The organism is secondary endosymbiont of Ctenarytaina eucalypti (assembly GCF_000287335.1).
Lineage (GTDB): Bacteria > Pseudomonadota > Gammaproteobacteria > Enterobacterales > Enterobacteriaceae.
On record NC_018419.1, the window covers coordinates 413,652 to 432,310 of the forward strand.

Here is an 18,659-nt window from a genome sequence, read left to right on the forward strand (position 1 = left end):
AGATCCGCCTACGCACCAGGCTCTATTTGCTAGGTTCAAGCTGCCTGAAGCTCATCATTCATAAAACGCAGAAAACATACTAACCGGTTTTCGGACTTCAGGGGTGCTACGCATAGCATCTACTTCAAATAAAGCACTTTATTGATCGGCATACACCTTTCCCGTGCCCGAAAAGCGTCGTTGTTTTTCTAAAAAATTACTTATCTATATCCGTAGGGACCAGGACAAGCAATATCATATCGTTCTTCTAAAAACTGGGATCTCGAAGCTACTATTTCTCTTCACAGGTAGAACTACCTCGCTCGCTTCGCATAGGTGGGCAACAAAAAAGTCGCACTGTGTGGACATCATTAGCTACGTTTATCGCACCCAATCTGTTGGATGCAACAGCAGGCCGGTGCAGACGGCCCTGGTCCTTACTAATAGCTCAATACGCCGGATACTTTTTAAAATCATCGCCAAACTGAGATGCAGAAAAAAATGGCAACCGCCGAGAGCGTTATCAATGCTCTTATGGAACAGCATCAGGCTCTTAAGAAGTCATGTACAATAGCGGAAAATGAATGGGCACAGAGAGGAAGAGCGGAGCTTGACGATAAATTACTCATCATTATCATACAGTATTTCATTTTTCATGATGGTCTTGTCCGATTACTTCTGCGTACTATACTTCGCTTTGTAGAAAAAAGATGACCACTGGACACAAGGAGTTGCACCTGCAACGGGACGAGTGAATCTTATGAACGATACGGATGCACTTAATGTATATAGTGCCAATATAAAGCAACTCCAGATATACTAGGAGTACATTGTGAAAAAATATCTGGTAGGAGGCGCCGTTCGTGACGGTATTATGAACCTCCCCATCAAAGAAAAAGACTGGGTGGTGATCGGGGCAACGCAGGAAGAAATGCTAGCGAAAGGTTATCAGCAGGTTGGAAAAGATTTTCCAGTTTTTTTACACCCAGAGAGCCGCGAAGAATATGCGCTCGCACGGACCGAGCATAAATCTGGTCAAGGATATACCGGATTTATTTGTCATTCATCGCCAGAAGTCACGCTGGAAGAGGATTTACGCCGACGCGATCTCACGATCAACGCCATAGCCCGAGATGAACTAGGAAATCTGATCGATCCCTATCAGGGGCAGCACGATATCCATCAACGCTGCTTGCGTCATGTCTCCGATGCTTTCAGCGAAGATCCGTTACGAATACTGCGGGTCGCCCGTTTTGCTGCACGCTTTGCCCATCTACATTTTCGTATTGCGCCGGAAACGATGGCGCTCATGCGTCAAATGAAAGATGAAGTATTACTTCTGGCCCGTGAGCGGGTCTGGAAAGAGACCGAGCGCGCCCTAGAAACCCGTAATCCCCAAGTCTATTTTCAAGTATTGCGTGATTGCGACGCATTAAAAATGTTCTTCCCTGAAGTAAATGCGCTGTTTAACGTGCCGGCATCAGCTAAATGGCATCCGGAAATTGATACCGGAATTCACACCTTGATGACGGTATCGATGGCGGCCCGGCTATCGCAAGATATCGCCGTACGCTTCGCTGCGCTTTGTCACGACATGGGCAAGGCCATGACTCCGAGAGCATTGTGGCCAAGCCATCAGGGCCATGGCCCGGCTGGAGTAAAAGTACTGGAAGGACTCTGCCGACGCCTGAAAGTACCTACTGCGCTATATAATCTAGCAAAGATTGTAGCTACATATCATGATGTATTGCACGGTGCTGAGACACTAACGCCGAGGATGCTGATCCAATTATTCAGAGCCATTGATGCCTGGCGCCGTCCGGAGCGTTTAGAGAAAATGATCATTTCCAGCGAAGCAGACGCTCGAGGACGTGCTGGTTTTGAAAACAACCCTTATCCACAAGGGAAGTTTCTGCGAGAGGCATTTCATGTAACGGCCTCAGTTACTCCTTGCTGTATTATCAGCGCAGGCTTCAGGGACGCTCAAATCGGGGAGGAGCTCATTCTACGACGCGAGAAAGCCTTAATTACTTGGAAGCGACAGCGGGAAAGCAGTAATACTAAGACTATACCGGACTACACCCGTATTCCGGAGGCTAAGTTGGAGAGCGTGCCTGATGAAAAATAAGCAAGGATTATCAATGAATAAAAGTGTACATTTATTACCTCTTGCGCTTCTCACGCGACCATATAAGATGCTATCTCTCTCACAGCATGCGTAGATACCTCAAGCCTTGCGGAATAAAGAATAAAGAATATTTTTTAGATGAACTCACCTGGCGCTTACCCTCTCAGAGGACACTAGCAGCATGATGCTAATAATAAATAAACGAAGCATTTGCATCTTGCGGTGAGATGCATTACACGAATTGATCGACTCAACCAACCATTCAACTTCTATAGCTACTACCACGATGAACGGGCTAGTCTTGAATGCAGAACAGGCGAAAACCCTGTCTATCAGAATAAAAATATCGATGGAATGTGACATTATCCAACACATCACGGATAGCGCTAACCTGCAATGTTCAAGTACAGCAGCGTTTCAAGAAAAGCAAAAGGAGTATTGACAATACGTAGAGTCGGACATTCGACGCTATCTAGTAGTCGACAGCGGAACGCATTAAATTATTTGTACTGATTTTTTTACATTTTTGTGCGACGCAGTCCTATATTAAGAAACGTTGACTGCCGTGCTAACGATATACGTTACTATCCTAACGCTTTTTTTGGAGAATGCAATTAAATATCTGATTTATCCTCGACAGGAGATATCGATATTATCGAACCTTATACGATGGGGCACAAGGCAGCGTTTGAAATATGAACCTCTGAGCGCTAGTAATCACATCGGGAACAGATAGTAAGCTGTCTTACCAACGCTGTTATATGATAAGAACAGGAGCATTTTTTGGATCCCTAACCGGTATGAAGAATCGATTGTTCATTCAGAGCAATGCTCCCTCTACCTGTTTTTACAAAATTAGCAGGCCGGCATATCGCTAGGACCGGAGAAGAAAAAAGAAGGTTTCAGAAACATTAGACTCTAATATTTTTCGACTAGTGATGCGACTGACGAGACCGACCGGCGTCTAGTCGCAGAACAGATCGTCTCAATCAGCATAGACAAGAAATAGCAAGATAAGCATGGTTATGCTATTTAGTAGCCTCCCCCAAAGACAAGGCACCGACATCTCTAAAGCTAGAGGTCTATAAAACGCAGGGGGTTAGAGGAAAGCGCCGTCAAACCACATATCTCCAAACGGCTTTCGGTACTTTTCCAAGATCAAATAAGCGTCCTCCTGCGGCTAATTCAGCGCGGCGATGATCCGCTGCCCGATACATGTTGATGATTTCAGTATCATCGGTCAGGGAATAATTTAAATGATCAAATAGTTTTTCCAGACTTTCTGATGTGTTCACCTTACGAAACTTCAGCAAGTAATCGTGGGGAGTCATATTTCGCTTTCAAAGAAGGGGGTAAAGGCATAATACTATATGCCGCGTAGCGCGGCTGTCCAGACTTTCCTTCCAAAAATTTAAAAAACGTGAGCAGATATGTGTGCATATAAATGCAGCAACATATTGCTGTGCAATAGCGCAACGCCTGTTCCTCACCCACCCTCAACGAAATAACAGACACCATCATCACAATTTAGAACGATCACGACTCACAGCATCAATATCAAATAAATTAATGTGCTATGCATTTATAATCACGTTCATGAATTTACAATACGAGATTGTTGAATAAATAAAAATTACAACAATCCCTATCGTGGCGCAATATATCTTCTGTAACATATTGCGTCTATGTAAAAGAGAAAATTTAAAACCATCAATTTCCAGCTGATAAAGACGTTTTCAAGCTGTCACGCCCTCTAGCGGTATAAAGAAGATGAGCCAGCTATTCCTTATATAAATGACAATAGGAGGTGAACAAATCGGTTAGGCCATTGACTAAGCACCGCACTGAAAGAACAGAAACAGTCTGTGACGCAAGGGATCGAAAACCTTACTATGAAAGAATATACGCCGGATGTTAGTAAAGGGGGCAATCTATCCTATTGCCTATACTGATTGATTCTAAAGCAGAGACAAGCATATCCCATCTCTTCTGGATTTTATAAAGCAAGCCCACTCAAATATCATAAATGCATCGACTGACCTTACTAATTATGCATTATTACTCATACTACCTTCATGTATTCTTGAAGCGCTCAATACAGATCCTTGTGCCCATCATGGCAAAGCGCCATGCTAATTAATCTTAGACTATAGGTCTAAAGACACGTCTAAAAATCAGCATCTTAGCTATAGTAATGATATCCTAAAAATAGTAGTTATTACTGATTCTTACATGGCTGTAAGAACAATGTTTAGGTTTAAAAAACTTTAGAGAGTCATCTAATTCTACGTAAGTATGATGAGCCAGCGCTTCCTCCTCTCTCTTCATGTATCGAGATCCTGATGCTGAATAATTTATGCTCCTTCACCCCAACATGTTATACTGGAGCCATCAACAACTGAAATTGATGCAGTATCATTGCCTAATGACCTTCGTATGTTGATACAGTTTGTCCTTGCTTTTTTGCTTAGCAAAAAATAATCAGACCATCTTAACTGATGCAGACTAAGTTTCACAATCGAGTCAAAAACGCTTTCTGAGCCGTTAAGGCAAAACTAAAGAGGTGCTGCTATCAGTAGCGAGATAGTAATGGGCTGTCTCTGAGGAGACACTAATCAACCATGCCATCTAATATCACTGCTCTATGAACATACAGCAATAGCTGACTCATGCATTTTACAGTCAGGCAATAAGCTTGCTTGCAGCCTTATTATATAATATGGCGGTTAGTAACTTTAAACTTTTTCATTACCATATCAACTATGTGTTGAACGGCATTTAGTTAGGGCTGCCTATCACCTAAAACGTCAATCTGTTCAAAACAACCTTGTTCAATATGTGACAAGTGAGAAGGTTTGCGCTGTACTAAGCAAACGATACTATCACAGGGTTAACATTTTTATATTTCCGCTGTTCGTCATTGAGGAAGTATTCAGGTGAAGGCGTACTCTGGTTTAATAAACACATGACGTCTATGTAATCATTTCCAGTATCGCGCTATCGGCTGAGAAGAGCTTACACTGTATTGAATTGTATATATAATAATTTTACTTGCCCGGAAAGGATCGTAGAGTATCCTTGTCTTCTATAAAATCAAATAAATGACTATATCAACTAACTCAATCATTTTTAATTACAACAGCATCTTCAGTGCTTACGTAGATATTAGCATATCTGCTGTACACGACGCGGTACAGGCCATGACCTCCAACAGAGGGTGGCGTCCCTCTGATCGCATGATCAGAGGGACGGAGAGATAGACCAGCAACTTCTAGACGCTACTGTGCATGAAGCGCTGTTGCACAGATTCAGACAGGCGGTGGAAAAGCAAACCGAGGCAATAGAAGAGGTCTGATGAAGCGCCCAAAACAGCAACGGGATTAACAAAACCCGGTTGACCGGCGTTCAGGTAGTATAACGATCTTGATCGTAGCTGCAGGCGACGCTGTTATAAGCGATTAGCGCGCTTACGCGCATTTTCTGTTAAATAACGCTTACGCAGCCGGATTGATTGCGGCGTTACTTCTACTAATTCATCATCATCAATGAATTCCAACGCTTGCTCGAGAGACATTTGAATCGCTGGTACGAGGGTAGTAGCTTCATCATTACCAGATGCACGCATGTTCGTCAGCTTCTTACCAGTCAGGCAGTTTACTGTCAAATCGTTGGGGCGGGTGTGAACGCCAATAATTTGACCTTCATAGACTTCTGCTCCGTGGCCTAAAAACAAACGTCCGCGATCCTGAAGACCGTACAGGGCGTAAGCCACTGCCTTGCCCTGGCTGTTAGAAATCAGCACGCCGTTCTGGCGTCGGCCAATCTCTCCGGGACGCACCGCCTGGTAGTGGCTAACGGCGGAATACAAAAGACCCATTCCCGAGGTCATGGTTAGGAACTCAGTGCGAAAACCCATCAGCCCACGGCTTGGGATCACGTAATCCAAACGGATGCGGCCTTTACTGTCCGGTAGCATGTTATGTATCTCACCTTTCCGGGCACCCATGGCGGCCATGACCGGACCCTGATGTTGTTCTTCAATATCTAGAATTAGCGACTCAAATGGTTCCTGCTTACTGCCATTAACGGTACGGAAAATGACTTTCGGCCGGGAAACTGCGATCTCGAACCCTTCCCGACGCATATGCTCAATCAAAACCGACAAGTGCAGCTCGCCTCGGCCGGAAACTCGGAAGGTATCCGGATCGTCGGTTTCTTCTACGCGCAGCGCTACGTTATACATCAGTTCTTTCTTTAAACGTTCCAAGATCTGTCGGGAAGTAACGTACTTTCCTTCTTTGCCACAGAACGGCGACGTGTTAACGCCAAATGACATAGATACAGTTGGTTCCTCAACAGTCAACGCTGGCTGGGCTTCTACCTGACTAGGATCACAAATGGTATCAGAAATATTCAGCTCGCCCAGACCCGTGATCGCAATGATATCGCCGGCTTCGGCTAGTGTAGAGTCGATACGCTGAAGACCCATGTGCCTCAGCACGTTCCCCACTTTACCGTTGCGGCGTTTACCTTCACAGCTCACCACAGTCACGTTTTGGTGGGGTTTTATAGCGCCGCGCTTGATGCGTCCGACGCCAATAACCCCAACATAGCTATTGTAATCAAGCTGAGAAATCTGCATCTGGAATGGTCCATCGACGTCGACTTTCGGGGCCTCGACGTTTTTCACGATAGATTCAAAAAGTGGGCTCATATCACTGGCCATACGTTCATGTTCCAGACCGGCGATACCCTTAAGTGCAGATGCGTAGACGATCGGAAAATCTAGCTGCTCGTCGGTAGCGCCAAGGTTGACAAACAGATCGAAAACCTGATCTACCGCCCAGTCAGGCCGCGCGCCTGGGCGGTCAACTTTATTAATGACCACAATAGGCTTCATACAATAAGCGAATGCTTTTTGCGTCACGAAGCGTGTTTGGGGCATGGGGCCGTCCATGGCATCGACAAGAAGCAAGACCGAGTCAACCATCGACATCACTCGCTCAACTTCACCGCCGAAATCAGCGTGTCCCGGGGTGTCGACTATGTTGATACGGTACTCATGCCACTTGATAGCAGTATTTTTAGCAAGGATAGTAATCCCGCGCTCTTTCTCCAAATCGTTGCAGTCCATGATGCGTTCGGTTGTATCTTGTCGGTCACCGAGCGTCCCGGATTGTTGCAATAATTTGTCAACCAAGGTTGTTTTACCATGGTCTACGTGTGCAATGATGGCGATGTTACGGAGATTTTCGATCACAACTACAATGCCTCAAACATTTGGAATAGCGTGTCATTCTACACATATTAGATTAACGACTAAATAAGATCCGTCTTTACGTAGCGATTCGGTCATTTTTTATGCTACCGCATGCTACTCCTATACCACCATTTCTGCTCTGGGTCACTCCATGCATCAATAGCAGCTACTTTGTTTATCAAAGGGCACTCATATTCCTTAACCCACCTAATCTTGCAAAGTCCCTGTGCAGTAAAAAACGGCAGCTTATCTCTCTGTTGTTGCATTATCAAAGTTATAGCTGTATTGAAATTTACAAGCCGGGCCTACTATCTATGGGCTTTCGTCCCACGAAGACAACAAGTCATATGCAGAAGAAATAGTAACCTCCGTTCAGCATGTCATAACGATGCTTAAAGCACATGCCGTACAATCTACCGACCGCTGTTGTAATTATATCACAGCTAAAGAACAGCACATGACCCCTTCAACACGACTCGGAAGATGAAAATCCGCATGACCGCGTTAAAGACGGGAAAATGTTCAGCAGTTGAAAAACAACCAAGCATCTGACGCAGTGTTGATGCCGCTGCATCTTCAGTTATGATCAATGCCTGCTGTGGAGCATGGAGAATCGAGGCTCATTATCCCCTATGCTATCTCCTGAAGTCTTCAATCATGCAGCGCTAGAATCGTGATCTTCGCTTCATCGTGCAGCGTGTAAAACACGCTCTGAGATGTTCCGGAATCACCAACACGATGTACTGTAGACCCAAGCATAAGTGTTTTTTATTTAACGACGTGCATTCGTTGCCGTGATGTTAGGTTAGCATGTGGCCATCGACGATATCGCGGCTTCTTGGAACGGCGGTCAAACATCTTCAGGCGGTACACACAAGCGGATTTTTGGCGATCATGCTTCCGCTATGCACTACCGTATGATGCTAAGAAAAAACAATACGTTAATAACCTGTTGCCTAAAAAAATCGTGTCCTATTTCTATACATCCGCCATGTTATTAAGGATGCTTACAGCATCAAAACACTCCTGCTTAACTAGATTACTAACCCCTGGAATCATTTTCTATCGGGTTATGAACACTCCGCCGTCGATGTTAGCTTGTTCCTCTCACCAACGTCTACGGCGCTATTCCTATCTATATTTTAATAGTTTTTAACCTCAGAGCGTGCCGTATCGAGGTGTATTTTCTGGCGCCCTAGTTGACTCATCCAGACCTAAGATCCTTTAGGCTTCTTAGCCTCAGATGGGCTTGGCTTCTCCCAATCACTCGAACAATTTACCATTCTTCAACTACATATCAGTGATCGCTTTTCACTAACTTTTCAATAACTAAGAGAGAATGCCAAATAACATCTGGCGTCCTGCCTAAAATCTCAGATGATCTTTAAATTCGTTAATCAGGAATATTTTCCTATTAGATTAATGATCTAGCAGTATACGAGGCTAAATTGACAGGATAGTTTTTTACTACGAGTACAACACTCAGCTACATTTTTCCTAACCCCACAACCTTCGCAATCCTAATTTATCATATCCAACTGATGAGCGCAACCCTGAAAAATTCCAGGAGGTGGGTTTTCCGATCACGCACTAACGCTGTCGTGGTGGATGGCGGGGCACTGAGCCGTGCAGAAGCTGAAGGCCAAGACCATTCTGGGCATTACTAGCGCCGATATCGATCATCACTACTTCTCTTAGCCATAGCAAAGGGGGTCAGTATGCCCCCAGGTCGCGACCTGGGGTCTCGTGTCTAGAGCATCTTGTTACTGAGATCAAAAGCGCTATCTCGCGCTTGCAGGAGATTAGGTGTCGCGACATTACAGTCAGCTGCTACAATACTTCCCAAGTCAGACAAACATTTTTTAATCTAGCTGATCCCTTCTTCATCTCCCAAGAGTTTGGATACACTGCGCATAAGATGTTTATTAAGTTCACGAACAGTGGTATCGGATGATGTTGCTAAAACCATAAGAGAATGTCACGCTGGCACAGGATTAGAGTTTGAGCCTAGCAACGGTGAGCCTCACACCAGATTCAGATCCAGACAGTATTGAAAAATGCTACCCTCAACTCGCTGCTGATGTTGGGAGAGGTGGGCTGCAGCATCGCCATTAGAATCTGGTTATTGCAAAAACTTTATAGCATGGGCTGAACTCATTAGCATCTATAACACGTTATAGCAGCCAGTTAGGAGTATTGTGACTTGATGTAGAGGGTCTTCTTCATGCCTCAGAATTGACCCCCTTGTTTAGTGCTGTACCTATGGTGTTTACTTCACCGACCTGAGTATCATATGCTCGAAGACTGAGATAGCCATCCAACAGTCTTTTTAACCTTATGTAATGACAGCTAAAAAGTATCAGTGATGACATCATTACTTACCCCACGAAAGCATGCGCTGCTGAGCAGCAAGCTATTGTAGCGGTAGGATTACGCTCATAATATCTAAAGACTAGGTAATATTATTCTTTAGTTCCCCATCTTAGCCAAATAAACGGCCTGATTTTTTCCTCAAGACAACATCATGCCAGTAACATGTGTTGTGAGAGCCGTCAGTAGATCTTTTCATGATTTAGCGGTGCGTGTTGCTTGATTTAATCCCCAGACCAAGTGCATCAGGAGTGCTGCTATTTGATCAATCGACAAGCACTGTCATGTACTCTCATGCTATCTATTTTTAGATAGGCGCTCTAGCCTATACGCTATGCTTATCGATATCATGCTGCTGTACTTTTTTCTCCTTACACTACAAATCTACAGGCCGATACGGAACACCACGACTCAATAGGTAATGTCAACGCGTGTTGAGGTTTTTTTGGGATAATCTTACCTAATATTTGACTCATGTAGTAAACAAAGAAACCTCCCGACATCTTTCCGTCTGAAGGATAAGTGTCAACATCGAGCTAATAAAGATTCGTCGATCTTTTAGCGAAAGGGTGCACGCCCGTTGAAGTATTATCACCTCAATTCATGGCGCTATCTGACTAGACAATTTCTCAGCACCGACTGCCAAAAAAGTTTTCTTTTCCATGCTTGCAGCAATAACTCTAAAGAATCTATCGATGTTGTCAGAGTACCGAGCTATTTGAGGCCACTTTTTTTATGTAGACCTGAAAGTACTTTTAAACTTTAGATTTTCGATAGAGAGTATGTTTTGAAATACATGTAGTGCGCTGAAATAATCATGACCGTCAATTTCTATATTATATAAATAACATAGAGTTATGGAGCGTTTCAGAATAAAAATTACTGCATTACGCTTTACCGTTGACTCCGACCAAGATTAGAGTAATTAATATTTTTATCTCTTTTCATGCTTCTGAGTAGGACGACGAGGTAACAGGGGGCAGGTTAAAAATATGACAAAAAAGAACATCAGACTCTGGAGTACCAAGAGGTATATTAGGCTAATAAAATGGGGAGAATAGGGAAGAAAGGTCATACCTCGGGTGCTGAATAGCAGTGGAAACATTCATACTGAACCCAGAAATAGCTGCCGCTAACACCTTCATTTTAAGACGCGTCATTAGAAATAACTCTCCCACCTAACGACGCTATTTACGCAGCTGAACCCCTTCCACTGCATGATTCGCGCTTTTCCCTAAAATCAAACTAGCACGTTCTCTCGTGGGAAGAATATTTTGCTGCAAATTGCGTCCGTTAATTTCGCTCCATAGCTGGCTAGCAATAGCCACCGCTTCTTCTTCAGATAGTTTAGCATAGTGGTGAAAATACGAGTCAGGATTAGAAAAAGCGCCCTGACGAAACCTCAGGAAACGATTGACATACCACCGTTTCAGCAACGCTTCGGGGGCATCGACATATATAGAAAAATCGACAAAGTCGGAGACAAAAACGTGGTGTGGACCACGGTTATAATCGCTACCGATTTGCAAAACATTTAACCCCTCTAATATTAAAATGTCTGGCTGGGAAATAACTTTTTTTTCACTGGGTACGACGTCGTAGATTAAATGGGAATATACTGGAGCGGTTACGCGCGGCATGCCCGATTTTACTTTCGAGAGAAAATTGATTAGGCTTCGGATATCATAAGACTCCGGAAAACCTTTTTTTTTCATCAAATCCCATTCCTTTAGCACCTGGTTAGGATGCAAGAACCCATCGGTAGTTACTAGCTCCGCTGTACGGTGTTCGGGCCAGCGGCTCAGCAATTCTTGAAGAACGCGAGCCGTGGTGCTCTTACCCACTGCCACACTCCCACCAATGCCAATGATATAAGGAATCCGCTGGCCGTCCGTCCCGAGAAACTGCTCGAGTGCCGCCTGGCGACGAATATTAGCACTAATGTAAAAGTTGAGAAGACGTGACAAAGGTAGATAAATCTCCGCTACTTCTTTCAGCGAGAGATCTTCATTTATTCCCTTCAGCTTGACGATTTCCGATTCAGTCAGCGTCAGTGGAACAGTATTACGCAACGCAGCCCACTGTTTGCGGCTAAATTGTAGATATGGCGTGGAAGAAGATTGCACAGCTTTCATCATAACGTTGAGACCAGCCGTTCCACAGTCTATTTAGGGCGCCGGGCGCGGGCCCGAAAAGAAAACACTCTTTATATTATAAACAGCTTCATATCTGTCGTAGAGTGTTTTTTCTACCGCAAGGTCGGATATCGCACCCAGACTAGGTATCCTAAACAAACCGCGAGTTCTCATGCCGGGGATGCGATCATGGCGTGGTATCCTTAAGGTGCGCTATAGCTTCTGATATGCGCGCCCTGATAGCCTCGGTTATGAGGCGACGTGGGGATGCTATTAGCAATTTTGAACAGCGTCGTCCGGCTATCAGTGCTTTGACCATAGCCATCGCTTCGCCTAACCTGCGCATCATAGATACAGCTCTAGTGTAGAATTATTTAATCACCCACGGTATAAAAACACCCGTAAATATCACAGCGCTCTGACATCATCAACAAATGAGCAGTTGTTCTGGACGAACAGCACCTACGCCTCTTGATCGTAAGCGGTCGACCGATTATCTTTGCAGGCAAAAACCCCACCCCCGCCCCCCAACGGGGTGCGGGTGATTTAATAAATGTTTAGTTTTTTCGTTCTCCTGCTATCACGGGACTGCAAGGTTTAATGTTGAAGCTGATAGTTGAAAATAGGAGAGATGGCATCTAACATCGGGGTCTCGATAAATATCGAGTAATGCATAAAAGCCATCTAGCAGCGGATAGCCCGTCGCATACACTTCTCTATCCTACTTGATTGCATGCAGACTCCTTATGTACCGGCTCTGATAAATTTCACAAAGCACTTCTAACACAATAATTTAAAAAGCAATGGCTGACTTTGTTTGCGATATATTTACTGTTCTGGTATTTTTTTCAGAAAGAAACGTACCGTTACTTATCCCGTAGCGGCGAGCGGGAAAATATTGGCTAGAATTATGCTGTGGGGGAACCATGTAGCTTACAATTAGTATCTGAGTTGGGGTAATTACACCCAACACAATAGCTATAGATCATCACCAGCGCTCACTGGCTGAGGAAAACATTTCGATCCTTTAAGGATCTATAATAAATAATTTTCCAGCTATGTTTAAAATTGCATAGTGTCTAAGCAAAAGTTCAATTTATTTAATTTTCTATTGCATCGCTCGCCCGCTATACCTAAAATGAGCAGCAAATGATGCCGGTATAGCTCAGTTGGTAGAGCAACTGACTTGTAATCAGTAGGTCGAGGGTTCGACTCCTTCTGCCGGCAAAATAATCTGGTGGGGTTCCCGAGCGGCCAAAGGGAGCAGACTGTAAATCTGTCGTCAAAGACTTCGAAGGTTCGAATCCTTCCCCCACCACCAACAGACTCATACAAAACGCGATATACGCGCTGCTCCAGAGGCGCATTTAGCAGCAGGGAGTTCTCTTTCGGCTTCGAACCACCCAAGCTCGCCGCGGTAAGACTGCGATATACAGTATGCTTCCTGACCCCCCCCCCCGGAAGCCATATTATATATACAATCTAAAGAACGGGTTTCTAAAATGCGGGCATGGTATAATGGCTATTACCTCAGCCTTCCAAGCTGATGATGTGGGTTCAATCCCCACTGCCCGCTCCAAATTGCGCTGATATAGCTCAGTTGGCAGAGCACACCCTTGGTAAGGGTGAGGTCGGCAGTTCGAGTCTGCCTGTCAGCAACACTTCTTACTATCTCAAGATTAATCTCTTGAAAAAGAGATGATTTTGATGCGCTGCTGGCCCAAGTTATTAACCATCAGCTGTTGGTCTAACTTGTGTATCGTCAATTTTAGCAATCGCTCACTTTAGTGCACCGACAGCATTAAATCTTTTTAATTCCACAAATCTGCTCTGGAGTTAAACATGTTAAGCAATGCAACCATTCTTCAGTTTTCTTGTTGACACACCGGCATCGCTTTTGACTCAGATTATATTAAGGAAATATTAAACAAGTATTTTAAGTGGCTAATTTTCTAACAATACCCCTCTGACACTCGAGTCTTGGGGAAGCAATAACGGTTTACAGGCAAGCTTTAATAACACAATACAACACGTTCACTTTCGTGTTGTATTGTGTTATTAAAGCTTGCCTGTAACCTCATCTGCCAGCTGACAATTCTTGCTCGGGCACATAGCGGTAACGCTGCTTTTCATCAGATAGACAACGCACAGGCAGTGCCTGACCCATGGTATCATGATCAACACTTCGCATGTTTTAAATACGATACCCAAGCGCGGGACAAGTGCGCTTGCAAAGCCCCTTCACCCCAGCTGTATGAAAAACATAATGACCATTTATAGCTCAAAATGGACTGTAAAAATCCTTCCGGTTGCCTTATATAGATAGCCCCTCATGTTCCAAAAGAACCACGGAACACATTCCATGCTAGAGTACTTAAATTGACATAGTGCGTATCATCGTGTTCATCAATAAATATGAGATAGGTGATGAGGAAAAGGTCCTAGCGCTGGTGGCAGCGCTAGGACATGAACTGCGTTCACCGTAGAACAGCCCTCCGGATAAAACACCAGTTAGCCGCGGCGGAGTCTGCAAGATTTAGCAGAAGACAAACTTTAGACATAGATAAGCCTGAAACTGGCTCAAGCAGTGAGACACTAGGCTCTAAACACACAAGCGCCATCGATAAGCTGTTCCTGCTAGCGATTAATAATTATTTTTGCAAGCTTCACTCAAGGCACTACGGTGACTGGCTATGTAGCGGTCGACGTCTCTTAGGCAGACTCAGGCAGTTAAGACTTTAGAAAGCAAAAATAAAAAACACACTACTTATTAATTACCTATTACTAGTTTTCTAATGTTCCGTAGAGTGCCAGAGGGAGGTCTGTCTAGTGATCGCATGGAGGCATTGCTGCAAGGAAGCCAGGTTTAATCAAACTCAAGACACAATGTATAATTAGAGGGTCATGTTTTAATCAAAAACCAAGGCGGGCATACTTTTGACGCCGGCATTCTTCCTGATAGTTAGGGATTCAGCCTAAAAATGCCAGCATTTTTCAAATAATTATTTGACGTCACCTACGGTTAAAGAGCATCATTTGACGCCGTATTAACATGCATGCACATAGAATTCATGTCAGTAGCGATTTTAAATCATTGCTATTGGTCATTATAAATTCTTTTTCCTTAGACTAAAACGCCGAGGTCATGCGTTTCACGCACAGCATCATGCTATGAGTAGCCGCAATCTTTAACGCGGCTAATAAGTTTTTTCTGAATCCTAATTTGACAGGTTTTTTATGAGTTCGAATACCGAAACCCAAAGCAGCGGGAGCGGCTTAGGGGAAGTGGTTAAGTGGGTGGTCGTCGTAACTCTATTAGTCATGGCCACCGTCGGTAACTATTTTTACCGCGATCACAGTTTACTCCTACGATCACTGGCTGTCATACTGATGATCGCTATGGCGATGAGTGTGGCCGTCATGACTACTAAAGGAAAATCCACGCTTGCATTTGCGCGTGAAGCCCGTCTTGAAGTACGTAAAGTCATTTGGCCGACCCATCCCGAAACATTACATACGACCTTGATAGTCGCCGCGGTGACTGCCGTGATGTCATTGATACTGTGGGGACTAGACGGCATTCTGGTCCGGGTAGTATCCTTTATTACTGGCCTGAGGTTCTCAGATGTCTGAAGCTCAAAAAAAACGCTGGTACGTCGTGCAGGCGTTTTCCAGCTTTGAGGGGCGCGTAGCTCAGTCCCTCAGCGAACACATCAAACTTCATAATATGGAAGAGCTATTTGGTGAATTAATGGTGCCAACAGAAGAAGTAGTTGAAATTCGCGGCGGACAGCGGCGCAAAAGCGAACGAAAATTCTTCCCGGGTTACGTTCTGGTACAGATGGTAATGAATGACGCCAGCTGGCATTTAGTGCGTAGTGTACCCCGCGTCATGGGTTTCATCGGCGGCACATCAGATCGTCCCGCGCCTATTAGTGATAAAGAAGTAGATGCCATCATGAACCGCCTGCAGCAGGTCGGCGACAAGCCAAGGCCAAAAACTCTTTTCGAGCCGGGTGAGCTGGTGCGCGTCAACGATGGCCCCTTCGCGGACTTCAATGGCGTAGTCGAAGATGTGGACTATGAAAAAAGCCGCCTCAAGGTATCGGTATCGATCTTTGGGCGCGCCACACCGGTCGAACTAGATTTCAGTCAGGTCGAGAAAGGTTGAGTCAGCTTCTTTTTTTTCTTGCTTGAGAAAGAAAATTAATCTAAAATTCAGGACTTTTCTTCTTTTCATTTGCCCCGCAACACCTAAATCCTAATTTACGGGGCCTAGCCGGCAAAAGCACCCAATTAGAGGAAATAAACATGGCCAAAAAAGTACAAGCCTATGTCAAGCTTCAGGTTGCTGCAGGCATGGCAAACCCGAGTCCACCGGTAGGTCCTGCCCTAGGACAGCAAGGTGTTAATATTATGGCATTCTGCAAAGCTTTCAATGTCAAAACCGAAGGCATGGAAGCTGGATTACCGATTCCAGTCGTGATTACCATCTATTCCGATCGTTCTTTCACTTTCGTGACCAAAACACCACCGGCATCCGTGCTGCTTAAGAAAGCTGCTGGCATTACATCCGGCTCTAGTACGCCAAACACAGTCAAAGTCGGTAAAGTGACCAACGCTCAAGTCTTTGAAATCGCAGTAACTAAAGTGGATGACATGAGTGGCGCGAATGTAGCAGCCATGTCGCGCTCTATTGTAGGCACTGCCCGTTCTATGGGCTTGGTAGTTGAGGATTAAGCTATGGCTACACTGACTAAGCGGATGCGTATCATCCACGAAAAAGTTAATTCTGTGAAGCAATACGACATTCATGAAGCCTTGTCACTTCTGAAAGAGCTTCCTGGGGCTAATTTCATTGAAAGCATCGATGTTGCTGTTAATTTGGGTATCGATGCGCGTAAATCCGATCATAACGTCCGCGGTGCTGTCGTGCTACCTCATGGGACAGGTCGTAGTGTTCGCGTTGCCGTGTTTACTCAAGGTGATAACGCTGACGCTGCGAAAATAGCCGGAGCCGATCTGGTGGGCATGGACGATTTAGCTGACCAGATCAAAAAAGGTAACTTTAACTTCGATGTTGTGATCGCGTCTCCAGACGCGATGCGCATCGTAGGGCAACTTGGCCAGATCCTGGGTCCGCGCGGCCTAATGCCAAACCCAAAAGTCGGCACCGTTACTGAGAGAGTCGCAGAAGCTGTTAAAAACGCCAAAGCCGGTCAGGTTCGCTATCGCAATGATAAACACGGCATTATCCATACAACTATCGGCAAGGTAGACTTTAAATCTCACCAATTGAAGGAAAACCTAGAGGCTCTACTGGTTGCACTGAAAAAAGCTAAGCCGACACAGTGCAAGGGGCTTTACATAAAGCAAGTGAGCTTATCCACCACTATGGGGGCGGGTATAAAAATCGATCAAAGCTGTTTGTCCATAGCACCCTCTTAATTATTGCTTTACGCGGGGCTTTGGATGTGTCTATAATTGCCTTACTTGTTTTCCACAGAGCGTCTTACTTTTCACCTCGTGCAAAAGTTAAGTTTTTTCAATTTAGATCTTGATCTATCCAAAACTTCGTCTAAGACCGCAAGTTTGGTCAAAGCGCTGAATTTTCCTGTGTAGGCCGTGAAAAGCCTAGATAACATACATCCGTTTGTTAGATGCTTTTCACAGAATGTCAAGACATATCTTCACTGTGAAGGTATTTAAAGTAAGCGCCGGGGGTACCCCGGCTAAATTCAGGAGCACATGCTAATGGCATTAAATCTTCAAGACAAAAAAGCGATTATTGCTGCAGTCAGCGAAGTAGCCAAAGGCGCGCTATCTGCCGTTGTTGCAGATTCCCGCGGCGTAACGGTAGACAAAATGACTGAACTTCGTAAAGCAGCTCGTGAAGCGGGGGTGCACATGTGCGTTGTTCGTAACACTCTGATACGTCGCGTAGTTGAAAACACCCCCTTTCAGTGTCTTCAAAAAACTTTTGTCGGTCCGACCCTAATTGCATTTTCTAACGAACATCCTGGGACCGCTGCTCGTTTGTTCAAGGCGTTTGCCAAAGACAATGCCAATTTTGAAGTTAAAGCAGCAGCCTTTGAAAATGAAATCATCCCAGCGGCACAGATCGACCGCCTAGCTACTCTGCCCACCTACAAGGAAGCAATAGCTCGCCTGATGTTGGTTATGCAAGAAGCTTCTGCGGGAAAACTGGTTCGAACGCTGGTCTCAGTGCGCGATCAGAAAGAAGCGGCATAATCGCCAGCTTTATTCTGAAGCGATTGTAAATGCATGCATACTTTCTGAATTCTAGGAACGCCTGTTATGTCTATCACTAAAGAACACATTCTGGATGCGGTTGCCAAAATGTCTATAATAGACGTGGTTGAACTCATATCTATGATGGAAAAAAAATTCGGTGTTTCAGCCGCTGCCGCCGTAACCGTTGTCGCTGGTGGCCCAGCTGAAGCCGTAGAAGAAAAAACCGAGTTTGATGTTGTGTTGAGCGCAATCGGCATGAACAAAGTGTCCGTCATCAAGGTTGTGCGTGGCGCTACCGGTCTAGGATTAAAAGAAGCGAAAGACCTGGTTGAATCCGCGCCAGCCACCCTGAAAGAGGGTTTAAGTAAAGATGATGCTGACGCGCTGAAGAAATCCCTAGAAGAGGCGGGGGCTTCTGTTGAGGTTAAATAAGTTAACCTTCCAGGTTAAAAGCTGATGGCTGGTGACTTTTGGGTCACCAGCCGTTTTGCACTTTAGGGTATTAAAAGCGTGATAGAGACACGTAAGTATA

Annotated in this window: 11 protein-coding genes and 4 tRNA genes; 11 read left to right on the forward strand and 4 right to left on the reverse strand. The window is 44.8% G+C overall.

Annotation, left to right across the window (positions count from 1 at the left end):
• Nucleotides 1-811: 811 nt before the first annotated feature.
• Nucleotides 812-2,107, forward strand: coding sequence for a multifunctional CCA addition/repair protein (locus A359_RS01060; protein WP_014887961.1), 1,296 nt, complete (start codon nt 812-814; stop codon nt 2,105-2,107).
• 1,115 nt (nt 2,108-3,222) lie between these two features.
• Here A359_RS01060 and ydgT read toward each other — a convergent pair.
• The 4 genes from ydgT to A359_RS04375 all read right to left on the reverse strand — a co-directional run bounded on the left by ydgT (nt 3,223) and on the right by A359_RS04375 (nt 12,221).
• Complete coding sequence (ydgT, locus tag A359_RS01065) at nt 3,223-3,438, reverse strand: transcription modulator YdgT (protein WP_014887962.1); 216 nt, start codon at nt 3,436-3,438, stop codon at nt 3,223-3,225.
• Between the two features lie 2,117 nt (nt 3,439-5,555).
• Nucleotides 5,556-7,367 carry a translational GTPase TypA gene (gene typA / locus A359_RS01070; RefSeq protein WP_014887964.1) on the reverse strand — a complete coding sequence of 604 codons (1,812 nt, stop codon included), beginning with the start codon at nt 7,365-7,367 and terminating at the stop codon, nt 5,556-5,558.
• A gap of 3,557 nt (nt 7,368-10,924) precedes the next feature.
• Nucleotides 10,925-11,875: a type I pantothenate kinase gene (coaA, locus tag A359_RS01075; protein WP_014887965.1), complete on the reverse strand. Its 951-nt coding sequence runs from the start codon at nt 11,873-11,875 to the stop codon at nt 10,925-10,927.
• A gap of 184 nt (nt 11,876-12,059) precedes the next feature.
• Nucleotides 12,060-12,221 (reverse strand): hypothetical protein, encoded by a 162-nt coding sequence (locus tag A359_RS04375; RefSeq protein WP_014887966.1) that lies wholly within the window; start codon nt 12,219-12,221, stop codon nt 12,060-12,062.
• A gap of 805 nt (nt 12,222-13,026) precedes the next feature.
• On the opposite strand from A359_RS04375, the gene A359_RS01080 reads away from it, so the two are divergent.
• The 10 genes from A359_RS01080 (at nt 13,027) to rplL (ending at nt 18,559) form a co-directional block, all read left to right on the forward strand.
• Nucleotides 13,027-13,099 (forward strand) — tRNA-Thr (locus A359_RS01080).
• Between the two features lie 9 nt (nt 13,100-13,108).
• A tRNA-Tyr gene (locus A359_RS01085) sits at nt 13,109-13,193 on the forward strand.
• 183 nt (nt 13,194-13,376) lie between these two features.
• Nucleotides 13,377-13,451 (forward strand) — tRNA-Gly (locus A359_RS01095).
• A gap of 6 nt (nt 13,452-13,457) precedes the next feature.
• Nucleotides 13,458-13,530: transfer RNA gene (locus A359_RS01100), tRNA-Thr, on the forward strand.
• 1,579 nt (nt 13,531-15,109) lie between these two features.
• A complete protein-coding gene (secE, locus tag A359_RS01105; protein ID WP_014887968.1) occupies nt 15,110-15,505 on the forward strand; it encodes a preprotein translocase subunit SecE in 396 nt (131 codons plus the stop codon).
• Nucleotides 15,498-16,043: a transcription termination/antitermination protein NusG gene (gene nusG, locus A359_RS01110; RefSeq protein ID WP_014887969.1), complete on the forward strand. Its 546-nt coding sequence runs from the start codon at nt 15,498-15,500 to the stop codon at nt 16,041-16,043. The genes secE and nusG overlap by 8 nt, the downstream gene beginning before the upstream one ends.
• Nucleotides 16,044-16,183: 140 nt before the next feature.
• On the forward strand, nt 16,184-16,612 hold the full coding sequence (gene rplK, locus A359_RS01115; RefSeq protein WP_014887970.1) for a 50S ribosomal protein L11: 429 nt from the start codon (nt 16,184-16,186) through the stop codon (nt 16,610-16,612).
• Between the two features lie 3 nt (nt 16,613-16,615).
• Nucleotides 16,616-17,320 carry a 50S ribosomal protein L1 gene (gene rplA, locus A359_RS01120; RefSeq protein ID WP_014887971.1) on the forward strand — a complete coding sequence of 235 codons (705 nt, stop codon included), beginning with the start codon at nt 16,616-16,618 and terminating at the stop codon, nt 17,318-17,320.
• Nucleotides 17,321-17,626: 306 nt separating this feature from the next.
• On the forward strand, nt 17,627-18,124 hold the full coding sequence (gene rplJ / locus A359_RS01125) for a 50S ribosomal protein L10 (protein WP_014887972.1): 498 nt from the start codon (nt 17,627-17,629) through the stop codon (nt 18,122-18,124).
• 66 nt (nt 18,125-18,190) lie between these two features.
• Nucleotides 18,191-18,559 carry a 50S ribosomal protein L7/L12 gene (gene rplL, locus A359_RS01130; RefSeq protein ID WP_014887973.1) on the forward strand — a complete coding sequence of 123 codons (369 nt, stop codon included), beginning with the start codon at nt 18,191-18,193 and terminating at the stop codon, nt 18,557-18,559.
• Nucleotides 18,560-18,659 lie beyond the last annotated feature (100 nt).